General features: G+C 70.3%; 13 protein-coding genes and 3 pseudogenes. 12 read left to right on the forward strand and 4 right to left on the reverse strand.

Translation table 11 applies throughout. The annotated features are described in order from the left end of the window. Positions 1 to 34 precede the first annotated feature (34 nt). Both ACFYM2_RS26310 and ACFYM2_RS26315 read left to right on the forward strand, forming a co-directional pair. Positions 35 to 598, forward strand: coding sequence for a TetR/AcrR family transcriptional regulator (locus ACFYM2_RS26310; protein WP_358999454.1), 564 nt, complete (start codon positions 35 to 37; stop codon positions 596 to 598). 145 nt (positions 599 to 743) lie between these two features. Next, a complete protein-coding gene (locus ACFYM2_RS26315; RefSeq protein ID WP_388839621.1) occupies positions 744 to 1,196 on the forward strand; it encodes a phospholipase in 453 nt (150 codons plus the stop codon). 51 nt (positions 1,197 to 1,247) lie between these two features. Here the strand turns inward: ACFYM2_RS26315 and ACFYM2_RS26320 are convergent, their stop codons facing one another. Then, the gene (locus ACFYM2_RS26320; RefSeq protein WP_358999232.1) at positions 1,248 to 1,445 is read right to left on the reverse strand and encodes a hypothetical protein; all 198 of its coding nucleotides are present in this window, start codon (positions 1,443 to 1,445) and stop codon (positions 1,248 to 1,250) included. 648 nt (positions 1,446 to 2,093) lie between these two features. Between ACFYM2_RS26320 and ACFYM2_RS26325 the strand changes: the two genes are divergently transcribed. Together ACFYM2_RS26325 and ACFYM2_RS26330 are read left to right on the forward strand one after the other, a co-directional pair. Then, a complete protein-coding gene (locus ACFYM2_RS26325; protein WP_388839625.1) occupies positions 2,094 to 2,822 on the forward strand; it encodes a hypothetical protein in 729 nt (242 codons plus the stop codon). Next, positions 2,812 to 3,582, forward strand: coding sequence for a hypothetical protein (locus ACFYM2_RS26330; RefSeq protein WP_388839665.1), 771 nt, complete (start codon positions 2,812 to 2,814; stop codon positions 3,580 to 3,582). The genes ACFYM2_RS26325 and ACFYM2_RS26330 overlap by 11 nt, the downstream gene beginning before the upstream one ends. A gap of 18 nt (positions 3,583 to 3,600) precedes the next feature. Here ACFYM2_RS26330 and ACFYM2_RS26335 read toward each other — a convergent pair. Beyond that, a pseudogene (locus ACFYM2_RS26335) lies at positions 3,601 to 4,517 on the reverse strand (transposase); the annotation flags it as partial. Positions 4,518 to 4,616: 99 nt separating this feature from the next. On the opposite strand from ACFYM2_RS26335, the pseudogene ACFYM2_RS26340 reads away from it, so the two are divergent. Further along, positions 4,617 to 4,937: pseudogene (locus ACFYM2_RS26340) on the forward strand (transposase family protein); the annotation flags it as partial. Positions 4,938 to 5,056: 119 nt separating this feature from the next. After that, positions 5,057 to 5,770, forward strand: a complete 714-nt coding sequence (locus ACFYM2_RS26345; protein WP_358999223.1) for a hypothetical protein — start codon at positions 5,057 to 5,059, stop codon at positions 5,768 to 5,770. On the opposite strand, the gene ACFYM2_RS26350 is transcribed toward ACFYM2_RS26345, so the two are convergent. Further along, positions 5,763 to 7,070 carry a cation:dicarboxylate symporter family transporter gene (locus ACFYM2_RS26350; protein ID WP_358999451.1) on the reverse strand — a complete coding sequence of 436 codons (1,308 nt, stop codon included), beginning with the start codon at positions 7,068 to 7,070 and terminating at the stop codon, positions 5,763 to 5,765. The genes ACFYM2_RS26345 and ACFYM2_RS26350 overlap by 8 nt on opposite strands. Before the next feature lie 309 nt (positions 7,071 to 7,379). On the opposite strand from ACFYM2_RS26350, the gene ACFYM2_RS26355 reads away from it, so the two are divergent. From ACFYM2_RS26355 to ACFYM2_RS26380, 6 genes and pseudogenes are all read left to right on the forward strand, one after another. Further along, a complete protein-coding gene (locus tag ACFYM2_RS26355; protein ID WP_388839628.1) occupies positions 7,380 to 8,987 on the forward strand; it encodes an ATP-binding protein in 1,608 nt (535 codons plus the stop codon). Then, a pseudogene (locus ACFYM2_RS26360) lies at positions 8,984 to 9,669 on the forward strand (response regulator). Before ACFYM2_RS26355 ends, ACFYM2_RS26360 begins: the two are co-directional and overlap by 4 nt. A 119-nt stretch (positions 9,670 to 9,788) precedes the next feature. Then, positions 9,789 to 11,180, forward strand: a complete 1,392-nt coding sequence (locus ACFYM2_RS26365; RefSeq protein WP_388461106.1) for an extracellular solute-binding protein — start codon at positions 9,789 to 9,791, stop codon at positions 11,178 to 11,180. Further along, entirely contained in the window at positions 11,177 to 12,073 is an 897-nt protein-coding gene (locus tag ACFYM2_RS26370) for a sugar ABC transporter permease (RefSeq protein WP_358999214.1), read from the forward strand. Before ACFYM2_RS26365 ends, ACFYM2_RS26370 begins: the two co-directional genes overlap by 4 nt. Then, a complete protein-coding gene (locus tag ACFYM2_RS26375; protein WP_388839631.1) occupies positions 12,070 to 12,906 on the forward strand; it encodes a carbohydrate ABC transporter permease in 837 nt (278 codons plus the stop codon). Before ACFYM2_RS26370 ends, ACFYM2_RS26375 begins: the two co-directional genes overlap by 4 nt. Before the next feature lie 124 nt (positions 12,907 to 13,030). Continuing rightward, positions 13,031 to 13,705 (forward strand): helix-turn-helix domain-containing protein, encoded by a 675-nt coding sequence (locus tag ACFYM2_RS26380; RefSeq protein ID WP_358999209.1) that lies wholly within the window; start codon positions 13,031 to 13,033, stop codon positions 13,703 to 13,705. Positions 13,706 to 13,783: 78 nt separating this feature from the next. Here the strand turns inward: ACFYM2_RS26380 and ACFYM2_RS26385 are convergent, their stop codons facing one another. Next, complete coding sequence (locus ACFYM2_RS26385; protein ID WP_350232731.1) at positions 13,784 to 14,809, reverse strand: ATP-dependent 6-phosphofructokinase; 1,026 nt, start codon at positions 14,807 to 14,809, stop codon at positions 13,784 to 13,786. Positions 14,810 to 14,896 lie beyond the last annotated feature (87 nt).

Consider the following 14,896-nt stretch of genomic DNA (forward strand, 5'->3'; position numbering starts at 1 on the left):
GGGGGGCCGCGCCGACGCGAACCGCCGCCGCATCATGGAGGTGGCCTTCGCCGAGCTGGTCCGCGACCCGGATGCCTCGATGGACCAGATCGCCCGGTCGGCGGGGGTCGTACGGCGCACGGTGTACGGGCACTTCCCGAGCCGGGACGCGCTGATCGCGGCGCTCGTGGACGAGGCGGCGCAGACGGTCGCCGAGGCGCACCGCGAGGGGCGCGAGGGCATCGCCGACCCGGCCGAGGCGCTGGCCCGTGCGACCCTCGCGGTCTGGGAGATCGCCGACCGCTACCGGCTCCTGGTCGCCCTCGCCCAGCGCAGCGTCACCATGGCCGGCATCAAGCAGCGCCTGGCCCCGGTCCGCAAGGAGTGCGTGGACCTGCTCCAACTCGGTTTCCTCAAGGGCGTGTTCGCCTCCCACCTGCCGCCCGCCGCGCTCGCCTACGTCCACGAGCAGTCCCTGTTCGGGCTCATGGAGGCGGTCAACGAGGGCGCCCTGCCCGCGTCCGAGGCCGGCCGCGCGGCGGCCACGACCCTGCTCCTGTCGGCGGGCGTCCCGCCGGAGCGGACGGCCGAGGTGGTGACGGGGGCCCTGAACCGGTAGCCCGGCGCGGGCCGCGATCACGCCGGTGCTGACCGCGACCTTCGCGCGCCCGACACCTTCTCTTCAACTGAATCCGTAGCGCGCGCACGGCCGGTGGGCCACAGTGACGGCACATCAACTTCCCCGCGCCGCACGGAGATTCGCAATGCGCCGTCGTACCACCCTCAGCATGACCGCCGCCACGGCCCTCACGCTCGCCGCACTGGCCACCGCCCCGGCCCAGGCCGCCCCGGCCGACAAGGCGCGGGTACTCGCCTCCTTCACCCAGACCGACGCGGCCAGCTCCAACGCGTTCCAGGCCGCCCGCGCCGACCAGTCCCACTGGTCGACCTACGGCTTCGACTGGTCGACCGACTACTGCTCGAAATCCCCCGACAACCCCTTCGGCTTCCCCTTCAAGTCCTCCTGCGCCCGCCACGACTTCGGCTACCGCAACTACAAGGCGGCCGCCCAGTTCCCCGCCAACAAGCCCCGCCTGGACAGCGCGCTGTACGAGGACCTGAAACGCGTGTGCGGCGCGTACGGCGGCGCGAAGAAGACGTCGTGCGACGCGACGGCGTGGACGTATTACCAGGCGGTGAAGAATTTGGGCACGTGACCCGGCCCGCCATACCGGTCCCGCCCGTGGCCGGACGGGGGGCGCTTTTTCTCAGCGCGGAGGCCGCACTCCAAGGCGACCCCCTCGGCTTTCCGCGATGCGCATGACGTCGATGAGGCATTCCGACAGACGCACGGCGGTGAACCGCAATTCAGCCACGGTCACCGCGGGCGCCGCGATCAACGAGCGGGAGCACGCGACCACTTCGGCCGCCATGGCGAGCTGCACTGCCTCCATCCGGTCGGCCACACGCGCGACGTAGCCCCTGCCGTCAGTGCTCAAATAACACGGTTTCCCATCGGGCCCCGCCCAGGGAAGCAGTCTCGCGGCCATGGTCGCGGGCGCCTCCTCGCCACCAGGGCATGACCGCCCGTATCGCTTAACGTGGGCAGCGGACCGTCACGGGCAGTCAGGCAGCTCGATGCCGTATCTGGCTCCGCGCGGTCAGTCCGCAGCCGAAGCCTGGGCCGCCGGGCCCGACCTGGAGAGCCGTATCCCTGGCTGGCCGAAGCCGCCGCACACGGCACGCGAGCCGCTTACGCCTCGCCGGAGGTTGCCCAAGTGGTGCCGCCCTCGGATGTGCGCGCCGCTCTGGGCCTCCCCGATGACGCAACGGCGCTGTTGCGCCGCCAGTTGCTCCCGGCGACAAGCCGCTCAAGCATAAAGATCACGATCCCCGGCTGGAGCACTAATGATCTGCAGCTTGCACGAGAGCAAGATCTTGCCACTTTGAATTACCGAGCATCCTCACCCGATGTGCGAAATCCCAAGGCTCTCCTTAGCCTGATAAGTATGGGACATCCGAGTGAAGATGCAACGCCGAGGAGTGTCAGTTCCCTACCCCCTGGCGACGCTCCGCCAACGCGCAGCTTGGTACCACGTGAAGCCACTCCACCGGTGACTCTCAGCAGTGGCAACATCAACGAGTTCCTTGAATGGGCTGCACAGGTACCCCATGGCGAGGCAGGAAACGTACGCCGCCAGATTTCCAGGGCGAGAGACGAAGCCTTGACTGAAAGCCTGTTGATGGCATTGGATGAGCAGCCGGTGCCCGACCTCGGGCGGCATCTCATTCTGTTGTCGACGATTGGCGAGTTGCGGGATGCAAGAGCGGTTCCCCGACTGGAAGCATTCGTTTGGTCGCGGGCGCGGTTGTTCCCGCAGCCGAACGAGGCTGGCGGCGTATCAGAGGACGACGGGCACTCGGTACTGAACTTCCAGGCGCTGTTGCAGGCACGGGCAGCGGAGATGCTGTCTTACCTGGCCACAGATGAGGCAAGGCGTGCCACTCTGCGTATCGCGGCCGACCACCCGGAGCGTGCGGTGCGGGCTGCGGCGATCGACGCGCACCTATACAACCACGGCGACACCGCTGAGGCCGTGCAGGAGGTGCTGTCGGTTATACGGGCCGAAGACGTGAAGTTGGTCGGACTGCCGCGGCTCACCGCGGACATGGACGCCGCCGAGTTCGACCGTAACGTGAACGCGTTCTATGAACGGTATCCGGAGGAACGTCCGCCACTGCCGCAAGGTGGCCCCGATCCCGGCGTGCGCGAGGAGCCACCGTCGCCCCGTAGGCGTGGAAGCACCCGACCGTCGGAGGAGGCTGGGCCAGATGTGCAATGACGGAAGCAACGCGGAAGAGACGGCGGTGCAATCCCTCTACGGCTGCTGGGCAGATCTGTACAACTGGGTTTGGCAGGCATACGCGTTGACTGACGACTCCTGGAATCCCGCCGGTCTCAGCGACGCTTGCAATGTGCGGCTTCCTTTTGCCAAGGTCGTCAATAGCGCCTATCTGATCAACTACTGCCTCGCAGACAACCGCAATTCGCAATGGCACTCAACGGAGGACTACGCGAGCTCGTCCCGAGCAGCCGACAACCGGTTCCATGGGCCTTTCTACCAGCGGTTCATCCAATACAACGGCGCCAGCGAGGCGGATTCCGAGGTCGGACGCGTCGCAGCCAGGGACCGCACAAACCTGCACTGCCCGCTGTTCAATCTCGGTAGCCCCTCCGACTCGACCGGGAACCGTGCCTCGGTTCTCCTCCATGAGTCATGGCATCATTGGCAGCACAAACACAATTTCTCCAGCAGCCACATCGGCGGCTGCAGCAACGGGCAGTGCGACTACTACTACGCCCACGGAGTGGGTGCCTACGAGTTCGGCCAGTTCGACCGCTACAACACCGACCCCAACCACCTGCTGTTCCACTCCCCATACCAGGTGTGCGCCGAACTCGAAGGCGATCTCGCCGAAAATGCCAAACCGTTTGTGCCGGTGGTCGTCACCCAGACCGCGCGCAATATCGGCAACATCCGGCTCAGTACCTGCTTCGCCAACACGGTCAGCTACCGCATCGGAGATCCACGCCCTTGGTAGACAGATTGAGGGACCGGCGGGGTGGGGGGTGAAGTGCCTTCTGTCGCGGAGCATGGCCCATGAGACGTCGACTCGGCGGCGGGCGAGGGCGAGCACTGCCTGGACGTGGATCAGTCCCTCGGCGCGCTTCTTGAGGTAGTAGTCCCGGGCCCGGAGCGCATCATGGCGGTTTGGGCAGCCATGTAGAAGACGTGCCGCAGGCGGCGGTGGTAGCGCTTGGGCCGGTGGTGGTTAACGGCCCGGCGGCCGGAGTCGCGCGAGGCCGGGGCCAGTCCGGCGTGGGCGGCCAGGCGGCCGGCGTCTGCGTAGGTGGACAGGACTCCGACGAGGGCGCGGAACTCGGGCCCGAGGACGGGGCCCATGCCCGCCAGGGAGCGAGGTCGCACACGAGTTTGCCGACGCGCTCTTCGCCCGGCAGCGAGGTCACCTGGGACTGAGCTGCCGCGATCGCGCGGGCGGCGACCTCGGCTCCGCTGCGGACCGAACGCCGTGCCAGCCAGTCCGCGAGCTGCTTGGCACCGGTCCACCGCAGGGCGGCTGGGCTCTGCTACTCGGTCAACAGGACGACCGGTCCCTTGGCCGCCGAATAGTCGAAGTCCCGTTCCCGAGCAGGGCAGATGCCCACCAGGGCATCACGCAGGCGGTTGATCAGCCGTACCCGGTCGGCGATCAGGTCGGCCCGGTGGGCGGTGAGCAGTTGGAGATTGGCCACGGTCTCGTCCGCAAGCCGTAGGAGCCCGGCCGCAGATGTCCACCGCCCACCGCACCTCGTGGGCCGTCTCGCACGCCGCCGCCATCAAGGACAGGATCTCGTCCTCACCGTTGACGGCCTTCCTCGAGAACACCTTTTCTCCGCCGGCATTGACTCCGACCGCCCAGTGATGGGCCTTGCCTGCGTCGATTCCGACCCAGGCCTGCTCGTGCCGTTCCGTCACCACCATCGTTCCGTTCCCGAGATACCCACACTCTCCGGGTCCGAGGAGCACTACGCCGCCAAGCCCTCAACCAGCGATGACCGGAGTTCTCAAATCGAGCTGCTGGCGGCCCGTGCCCCGGGTCTGTTGCGTGCTCTGCGGGAGGCGGACCCCGAGTTCGTTCTGCTGGACGGCACCCTGGCCGAGTGCAACCGCCTCGGTGGCGGTGCATGGGTGACCACACCGGCCAGACGGCCTGCGGGAGGTGAGCTGTCGCTCACCGAACAGACCGTCAACCAGGCGCTGTCCAGGGCCCGGGCGCCGGTCGAGCGGGGAGTCGCCCGACTGAAGTCCTGGCGGATCTTCCGCAGAGCCCGGTGCAGCCCGAATCGAATGACGTCAATCGCAGCAGCAGTCCTCACCCTGGAGCGGCAACGCTGAAAGACCTCAGTGTCCTGGTCAAGGCGGGGCACCTGTACGAGGTGCGCTACGAGTACCCGGCCGGCCCCGGCGGGTGAGCCGGGTCGCCGGTCGGGTGGGGTGCGCGGGAGCATGGGGGCGTGACGCACGTACCGGATGTACCGCAGCCCGAGTCCGATCCCGGGGCCGGCCGGCCCGTGCCTGCCTGGTTGCGGGTGACCCGGGGGGAGTCACGGTGGGCCTCGACCGTTGCCGTGCTCGTCGCGATCGCCTTGCAGTGGACGCTGCCCGCGCGGCTGACCATGCGTCCGGGGTGGCTGCTGCCCGCGCTGGAGGTCGCGCTCACGGGGGCGCTCATCGCGGCCAACCCCGTCCGCATCGAGCGGCCCGCGCGCTTCTACCGGCCGGCCGGGCTCGTCCTGATCGCGTGCGTCAGCGCCGCCAACGGCTGGTCGGCGGTGCGGCTCGTGGTCGGGCTCGTGCGGGGCCAGGAGGGCGCGGATGCCGCCGCCCTCCTGGAGACGGGCGGCGGCATCTGGCTGACGAACGTGATCGTCTTCGCGCTCTGGTACTGGGAGTGGGACCGGGGCGGCCCGCTCGCCCGGATGCGGGCCGACCGCGTGTACCCCGACTTCCTCTTCCCGCAGATGCAGAGCCCCGAACTGGCCCCGCCCCACTGGGAACCGGCCTTCCCCGACTATCTGTACCTGTCGTTCACCAACGCCACCGCGTTCAGCCCGACGGACGTCATGCCGCTGAACCGGTGGGCGAAGATGCTGATGATGCTCCAGTCGGCGGTCTCGCTCCTGACGGTGGCGCTGGTGGTCGCCCGTGCCGTCAATATCCTCAAGTAGTCGCCGCCGATACCGACTTGGTCTCCTCGCGCTGCTCGGGCACCTCCGGCTCCCCCACCGCCAGCATCTGTTCGTCGAACGGGAGCCGGCCCGCAAGAACCTCCTCCACCCGGGCCTTGTCGATCTCCTTCGTCCATGTGCCGACCAGCACGCAGGCCACCGCGTTGCCCGCGAAGTTGGTCAGTGCGCGCGCCTCGCTCATGAAGCGGTCGATGCCGACGATCAGGCCGACGCCGTCGACCAGTTCGGGCCGGTGCGACTGGAGGCCGCCGGCCAGCGTGGCCAGGCCCGCGCCCGTCACGCCCGCCGCGCCCTTCGACGCGATGATCATGAAGAGGAGCAGCGAGATCTGCTCGCCCGCGCTCAGCGGCTTGCCGAGCGCGTTGGCGATGAACAGCGAGGACATCGTGAGATAGATCGCGGTGCCGTCCAGGTTGAACGAGTACCCCGTCGGCACCGTGATGCCGGCCACCGAACGGCTCACCCCCAGGTGCTCCATCTTCGCGATCAGACGCGGCAGCGCCGACTCCGAGGAGGACGTGGACAGGATCAGCAGGAACTCCCTGGCCAGGTACTTCAGGAGGCTGAAGATGTTCACGCCGGTCACCAGACGCAGGATCGCGCCGAGCACCACGAACACGAACAGCGCGCAGGTGATGTAGAAGCCGATCATGATGACGGCCAGCGCCTTCAGGGCGTCCACGCCGGTCTCGCCGACCACCCCCGCGATCGCGCCGAACGCGCCGACCGGCGCCGCCCACATCACCATCGCCAGCATGCGGAAGACGAGCCGCTGGATGTGCTCGACACCGCGCAGCACCGGCTGTCCCGCCGACCCGAGCGCCTGGAGGGCGAAGCCGGCGAGCAGGGCGATGAGCAGGGTTTGCAGGACCTGGCCCTCGGTGAAGGCGGAGACCATGGTTTTGGGGATGATCCCGAGCAGGAAGTCCGCCGTGGACTCGCTCGCGCCCGCGGCCTGCTTGGCGCCCGCGTGCCGGGCGGCCTCGGTCAGGTGCAGACCGCTGCCGGGCTCAAGGACGTTGCCGACCAGGAGGCCGATGGCGAGCGCCACCGTGGACATGAGGAGGAAGTAGCCGAGCGCGAGCCCGCCCACGGCCCCGACCTTGGCGGCTTTGCGCACCGAGCCGACGCCGAGGACGATCGTGCAGAAGATGACGGGCGAGATCATCATCTTGATCAGGTTCACGAACCCGGTGCCGATCGGCTTCAGCTGGACGGCGACCCCCGGCGCCGCGAAGCCCACGACGATGCCGAGCACCACGGCGCCGATGACGGCCAGGTAGAGGTAATGGGTGCGGCCGCCGCCCTGACCCTTCTGCCCCTTCTGGCCCTGCTGGCCTTGGGCAGGGGCGCCCCCCGCGTCCTTTCGGCCACGGGCGGGGGTGCCTCCCTGCCCCTTTCGGTCTCGGGGAAGTTCGCTGGGTTCGGTGGCGGGCTCTGCCACGGGGGGTCCTCCTAGATAGCGGCTGTCGCTGCGGCCAGGTCCCGATGGCCGATTCAGCGATCCCCGCGACTATCCAGCACGCTGTGACGCCGGTCACCCTTACGTGCATTTCGTTCATACGGATCCAGCCAGCACACTTGCCGGATGCGTCTGCCAAGACCCCGCTCCCTCGCCGGCCAGCTCTTCGCCATGCACGTGGTCCTGGTCGCCGCGATCGTGGCGGGCTGCGCGCTCTTCTCCTACGTCACCGACCGCCGCCAGGCAGAGGAGACCGCGCGGCGCCAGGCGATCGCGACCGCGACCTCCGTCGCCGCGTCGCCCGCCGTGATCGCCGCGGCCCGCACCGAGGACCCCACGGCCGCCCTCCAGCCGTACGCGGAGACCCTGCGCACCACGACCGGCGTCGACTTCGTCGTGGTCATGGCGCCGGACGGCACCCGCTGGACGCACCCCGTGCCGGGTGAGATCGGCAGGACCTACCTCGGCGACATCGGCCCCGCGCTGCGCGGGCGGACGTTCACGGAGACGCACATGGGGGTGCTCGGCCCCTCCGTACGGGTCGTGGCGCCGGTGCGCGACCCTCATGATCATGGCCGGATCACGGCGCTGGTCAGCGCGGGCATCACCATCGACCGGATCACCGAGCAGGTGCACAAGCAGCTGGCCGCCCTCGCCGCGATGGCGGGCGGCGCGCTCGCACTCGGCGGGCTCGGCACCTACGTGATCAACGCGCGGCTGCGCCGGCACACCCACGGCATGAACGCCGCCGAGCTGAGCCGCATGCACGACTACCACCAGGCCACCCTGCACGCCGTGCGCGAGGGCCTGCTGATGCTCGACGGACAGCGCCGGATCGCGCTCATCAACGACGGCGGACGGGCGCTGCTCGGACTCGGCGAGGACGCCGTGGGCCGCACCGTGACCGGCCTCGGCCTGCCCGCCCCGCTCACCGGCGCGCTGCTCGCCGCGGAGCCCAGGGTGGACGAGGTGCACATGACGGCCGACCGGATCGTGGTCCTCAACAGCCGTCCGGTCTCGTCCGGCGGCCGCCGAGGCACCGTGGTGACGCTGCGCGACCACACCGAACTCCAGGCGCTGTCCGGCGAATTGGACTCCGAGCGCGGCTTCACCCAGGCCCTGCGGGCGCAGGCGCACGAAGCCGCGAACCGGCTGCACACCGTGGTCTCGCTCATCGAGCTGGGCCGGGTCGAGGAGGCCGTGGAGTTCGCGACCGCCGAGTTGGAGCTGGCCCAGGCGCTCACCGACCAGGTGGTCACGGCGGTCGGCGAGCCGGTGCTCGCCGCGCTGCTGCTCGGCAAGGCGGCGCAGGCCAACGAGCACGGCGTGGAGCTGGTCCTGACCGAGGGCAGCGCGATCGGTGACGGTCTGCTGCCGGCGCCCCTGCCCGCCCGCGATCTGGTCACCGTCCTCGGCAACCTCCTGGACAACGCCGTGGAGGCGGCGCAGGGCAGCGCGGCCGCCGAGGTCGCCGTCACGCTGGCCACCGAGGACGGGCACCTCCTGGTGCGGGTCGCGGACAGCGGGCCCGGCATCGACGCGGGGGCCGCCGAGGCCGTGTTCGAGCGGGGCTGGTCGACCAAGAGCCCGGGGCGCGGCATCGGCCTCGCGCTGGTCCGGCTCACCGCCGCGCGGCACGGGGGCACCATCGCCGTGGAGCAAAGCCCTTACGGCGGCGCCGAGTTCACCGTACGGCTGCCTCTGAAGCGGCTGGAACAGGAGGTGCCGGCATGATCAGGGTGCTGGTCGTCGAGGACGATCCCGTCGCCGCGGAGGCGCACCGGCTCCATGTCGGCCGGTGCCCGGCTTCACCGCCGTGGCGCTCGCCCACTCGCGGGCCGAGGCGCTGCGCGCCCTGGAGCGTACCGAGGTGGATCTGCTCCTGCTCGACCTGTATCTGCCCGACGGGCACGGGCTCCAGCTCGTGCGGTCGCTGCGCGCGGCCGGGCACGGCGCGGACGTCGTCGCGGTCACCTCGGCCCGGGACCTGACGATGGTGCGCGAGGGCGTCTCGCTCGGGGTCGTGCAGTACGTACTGAAGCCGTTCACCTTCCCCACGCTGCGCGACCGGCTCGTGCGGTACGCCGAGTTCCGGGCCACGGCCGGGGAGGCGAGCGGACAGGAGGAGGTGGACCGGGCGCTCGCCGCGCTGCGCGCCCCGCAGCCCTCGGCGCTGCCCAAGGGGCTCAGCGCGCCCACGCTCCAGGCCGTCACGCGCACGCTGCGTGCGGCGCCCCAGGGGGTGACGGCGACGGAGGCGGGCGTGGCGGTCGGCATCTCGCGGATCACCGCGCGCCGCTATCTGGAGCACCTGGTCACCTCGGGCCGGGCCGAGCGCACCCCGCAGTACGGGCAGATCGGGCGACCGGAGCTCCAGTACCGGTGGATCAACTCGCCGCGCGGTCATGGCAGTTGAGGCGGACGGGAGGGGACGTGGGGCGGGGTTGACCCCGGCACGGGGCGCCCTTACGTTCACCGGGCAGCCCTGTGCGGCCGCCACCTCGGCCGCACGCCCGGCCCGAGGAGGTCGTGCCCGTGCGCCCCACCGCCCCCGCAGCCCTCACCGCCCCGCCGTCCCGGCCCCGCTCGACGCGACACGGACGCCCGCTCCGCCTGCTCCTCGCGGCCCTTCTCACCACCGGCGCGCTCACCGCGTGCGGCGGCGGCCCCGGCCACGACGCCGACACCGTCACGATCGCCTACAACCGCTCCACCGACAACAAGATCCGCTTCAAGGACGCGTTCCTCGCGGACGTCAAGAAGCAGTTCGAGCGGGCCCACCCCGGCAAGAAGGCCGAGCTGGTGCCGATTCAGGCCGCCGAGAACGACTACGCGGCCAAGGTCCAGCAGATGATGCGCTCCCCCAAGACCGCTCCCGACCTGGTGTACGAGGACACGTTCCGCGTCAGCGCCGACATCGGGGCGGGCTATCTTCGTCCGCTGGACGACTATCTGTCCCAGTGGGACCAGTGGGGCCAGTTCGCCGAGACCGCGAAGGCGGCGGCGAAGGCCGAGGACGGCCGGACGTACGGCGTGCCGGACGGCACCGACACCCGGGGGCTGTGGTTCAACCGACAGATCTTCGCGAAGGCGGGGCTGCCCGCCGACTGGCAGCCCAGGAGCTGGGCGGAGATCCTGGACGCGGCCCGCGCCGTGCGGACGAAGGTGCCCGGCGTCATCCCGCTCAATGTCTACACGGGCAAGGCGGCCGGTGAGGCGGCCGCCATGCAGGGCCTGGAGATGCTGCTGTACGGCACCGGGCCGAACCCGCTGTACGACCCGGCCGCCAAGAAGTGGGTGACGGGATCGCGGGGGTTCAAGGACGCTCTGGACTTCGTCAGGACCGTGTACGAGGAGAAACTGGGGCCCGATCCCTCCGACGCCCTCGACCCCAATGTGGGTACGCGCCTGGCCACCGACTGGATGCCGAACGGCAAGCTGGCCATCGCCCTTGACGGGTCGTGGCTCGGCCAGAACTGGATCGCCAAGGGGCCCAAGGAGTGGCCCGCCTGGTCGGCGACGCTCGGGCAGGCCGCGATGCCGACGCAGTACGGCCAGGCGCCGGGCAAGGTCTCGCTGTCGGGCGGCTGGACGTGGGCGATCCCCGCGAAGGCGGCCAACCCCGCCCTGGCCTTCGACTTCGTCAAGACGCTCCAGACCAAGGACAACGCGGTGCGGTGGGACGTGGTGGACGCCCAGATCGCGGTGCGCCGGGACGTGGCCGCCGACCCGGCGTATCTGCGCTCCATGCCGGGCATCGCCTTCTTCACCGCCCTGGTCCCCTTCACCCACTACCGGCCGGCCCTCGCGGCGTACCCGCAGGTGTCATCGGCCATCGGTGAGGCGATGGAGGCCGTGACGACCGGCCGGTCCGCCGCCTCGGCGGCCAAGACGTACGACGACCAGCTCGGGTCGGTCACGCCGTGAGCGCTCCGGCCGCGCGGGCGGGGCGCGGCGGGCGGCGCGTGGCCGGCGCGGCGCGCTGGCTCCCGATCGCCCCCGCCACCCTGCTCCTGCTGCTCTTCCTCGCCGGACCGATCGGCTACTGCGCTTTCATCGCGTTCACGGACATGCGCCTGACCGGCTCGTCGGCGGTCGACTTCGTCGGCTTCGCCAACTTCCGGCGCGCCCTGGCCGACCCGGCCTTTCGCAACGCGGTGTGGCTCACCATCGTCTTCACGGTGCTGTCCGCGCCGGCCGGGCAGAACACGCTCGGGCTCGCGCTGGCCGCCCTCATGCGCCGCGCGTCGCGCCCGGTGCGGACCGTGACGGGGGCGCTGGTCATCACGGCGTGGGTGCTGCCGGAGATCGTGGCGGCCTTCCTCCTGTACGCCTTCTTCCGCCGCGACGGCACCCTGAACGCGATCCTCGCCTGGTGCCATCTGCCCACCCAGAACTGGCTGTTCACGCTGCCCGTCCTCGCGGTGTCGTTCGCCAACGTGTGGCGCGGCACCGCGTTCTCGATGCTGATCTACTCGGCGGCGCTCGCCGGGATCCCCAGGGACGTCGAGGAGGCCGCGGAGGTCGACGGGGCGGGCGGCGCGCGCCGGTTCTGGCACATCACGCTGCCGATGATCCGCCGCTCCATCGCCACCACCCTGATGCTCAACACCCTCCAGACGCTGTCCGTCTTCGGGCTGATCTGGGCGATGACCCGTGGCGGCCCGGGCGATCGCAGCCAGACGCTTCCGGTCTTCATGTACGACCAGGCGTTCCTGAAGAGCCTGATCGGGTACGGCACGGCGGTCGCGCTGCTGCTGCTCCTGGTCGGCGCGCTGTTCTCGGCGGTGTATCTGCGACTGCTCAGGGTGGAGGTGTGAGGGCGGGCCGGGCGCGCCGGGTGCGGCGGCGGCTCGCCGCGGACGTGGCGCTGCTCGCGGTGGCGGCCGCGTTCGCGGTGCCGCTCCTGTGGCTGCTGCTGGCGTCCCTGGACCCCGGGGCCGATCTGCGGGTGCGGGTCCCCCGCTCGGTGAGCGCCGACAACTTCTCGGCCGTCCTGACCCCCGACATCACCTGGACACCCATGCTCAACAGCCTCGTGCTGTGCGGGAGTTCGACACTCCTGACGGTGGTGTGCGCGGCGCTCGCGGCGTACCCGCTCTCGCGCCACCGCTCACGCGTGACCCGCCCCTACCTGCTGGCCATCCTGTTCACGACATGTCTGCCGATCACGGCGGTGATGATCCCGGTGTACGCGCTCTTCGTGCGCGTCGATCTCATCGACACGGTGTACGGCACGGCCCTGTTCCTCGCCACCGCCCAACTCCCCTTCGCCATTTGGCTGATGAAGAACTTCATGGACTCCGTGCCCCGCGCCCTGGAGGAGGCCGCCTGGACCGACGGCGCCTCGATGCTCCAGACCCTGGTGCGGGTGGTGCTGCCGCTGATGGGTCCCGGCGTGGGCGTCGTGACGGTCTACACCTTCATCATGCTGTGGGGGAACTTCTTCGTCCCCTTCATGCTGCTGCTCTCCCCCGACCAGCTGCCGGCCTCGGTCACGATCTTCACGTTCTTCGGGAATTACGGCTCGGTGGTGTACGGCCAACTCGCGGCGTTCTCGATTCTGTACTCCACGCCGGTCCTGCTCCTCTACGTGCTGATCGCACGGCGGCTCGGCGGAGGTTTCGCGCCGGCCGGAGCGGTGAAGGGTTAGCGTGGGCGAGCGGGCGCTTACCCAACCCTTAGGTAACCCGGACGCCACCAAAACCGTACTTTCCTCCAATTCACGTTCTTTGGTGGAACACACCGTAGGCAGATGTCACTTACCGTCCTACGGTGTGCGCGTGCACCCCACCCCTCCCTTCAACTCGCTTGCGGCCCGCCGACTGCGAGAAGCGCTCGGCATGGCTCCCGGCCACGTCGCGTACGGCATGCGCGCCCAGTACGGCCTCCAGGTCTCCCCGGACACCGTGATGGCGTGGGAGCGGGGGCTCGCGGCGCCCGAGGCGCGGGAGCTGACAGCGCTCGCGGGGGTCCTGTGGTGCTCCCCCGGCGATCTCATGGCGGCCGCGTCCACCCTGCGCGAACACCGGCTCGCGCGCGGTCTCACCCTGGAGGACATGGCCCGCCGGGTGGGTCTCGACGCCGGGGCCTACCGGCGCATGGAGGACGCGGGACGCTGGCGCGGCAACGAGCGGCAGTCGGCGGCGCTCGCCGACCTGCTGCGGCTGCCGCTGCGCGACTATGTGACGGCGACCGGCCAGAACACGGACCTCGCCGAGCTGCTGCGCGGCGCGGTCTCCACGCGCTGGCAGGCCTACGTCAAGCCGACGGCGAAGCTGCTCCCGCTGTCCAAGCGGCAGCTGGAGACGGTGCTGGAGCAGTTGCACGGCGAGTACCAGTCGCACATGGTCGCCACGCTCAACTGGAGCGCGCAGGCCGACACGGGTGACGCGGGGCGGGACTTCCTCGACCGCATCGTGGACCGCTTCTGGGAGCTTGCGCACGGCTGAGCGCCCTCGGAAGGGTGCGGGGAACAACCCGGCCGGGCCCGGGCGACCGGTGACCCGCGACCCGCGACCCGCGACGGCTTAGAAGACCGACTCGGCCTCGTACATCCGGTTGTCCGGCACCGTCTTGAGCGTGGTCACCGCGTGGGCCAGCGGGGCCATCACGATGTCCGTGCCCCGCAGCGCCGTCATGTTGCCGAAGGCGCCGTTGTGCACCGCCTCCACCGCGTGCCAGCCGAACCGCGTCGCGAGCACGCGGTCGTACGCGGTGGGCACGCCGCCGCGCTGGACGTGGCCGAGGATGACCGGGCGGGCCTCCTTGCCCAGGCGCCGCTCCAGCTCGACCGCGAGCCGGTTGCCGATGCCGGCGAAGCGCTCGTGGCCGTACTGGTCGATGGCGCCCTTCTCGTACGGCATCGAGCCCTCGGCGGGGTGCGCACCCTCCGCGACGCAGATGACCGCGAACTTCTTGCCGCGCGCGAAGCGCTCCTCGACCATCTTGACCAGGTCGTCCACCTCGAAGGGCCGCTCCGGCAGGCAGATGCCGTGGGCGCCGCCGGCCATGCCGGACTCCAGCGCGATCCAGCCCGCGTGCCGGCCCATGACCTCGACGACCATCACGCGCTGGTGGGACTCGGCGGTGGTCTTGAGGCGGTCGATGGCCTCGGTGGCCACGCCCACGGCGGTGTCGAAGCCGAAGGTGCGGTCGGTGGCGGAGATGTCGTTGTCGATGGTCTTGGGCACGCCGACGACGGGCATCCCGGCCTCGGCCAGCATGCGGGCCGCGGTGAGCGTGCCCTCGCCGCCGATCGGGATGAGCGCGTCGATGCCGTACCGCGTCGCCAACTCCGCGCAGTTCTCGGCGGCTTCGCGCAACCGGTCGCGCTCCAGGCGGGCGGAGCCGAGGATGGTGCCGCCGCGCGCCAGGATGCCGCTGACCGCGTTGAGGTCGAGCGGGCGGAAGTGGCCGTCGAGCAGGCCCTTGAACCCGTCCTCGAATCCGATGACTTCGTCGCCGTGGCCGACCACGGCCCGGTGCACGACCGACCGGATCACTGCGTTCAGGCCGGGGCAGTCGCCGCCTGCGGTGAGTACTCCGATGCGCATCGTGCTCGATCTCCTGCTTCGCTGGTCTGGGACGCCACGCCCGTATCCCCCATAACGTGAGCAATTCAGATTGTCCCACGCACCCCG

Origin of the sequence: Streptomyces sp. NPDC006711 (genome assembly GCF_042869775.1) — a bacterium.
Classification (GTDB): domain Bacteria; phylum Actinomycetota; class Actinomycetes; order Streptomycetales; family Streptomycetaceae; genus Streptomyces.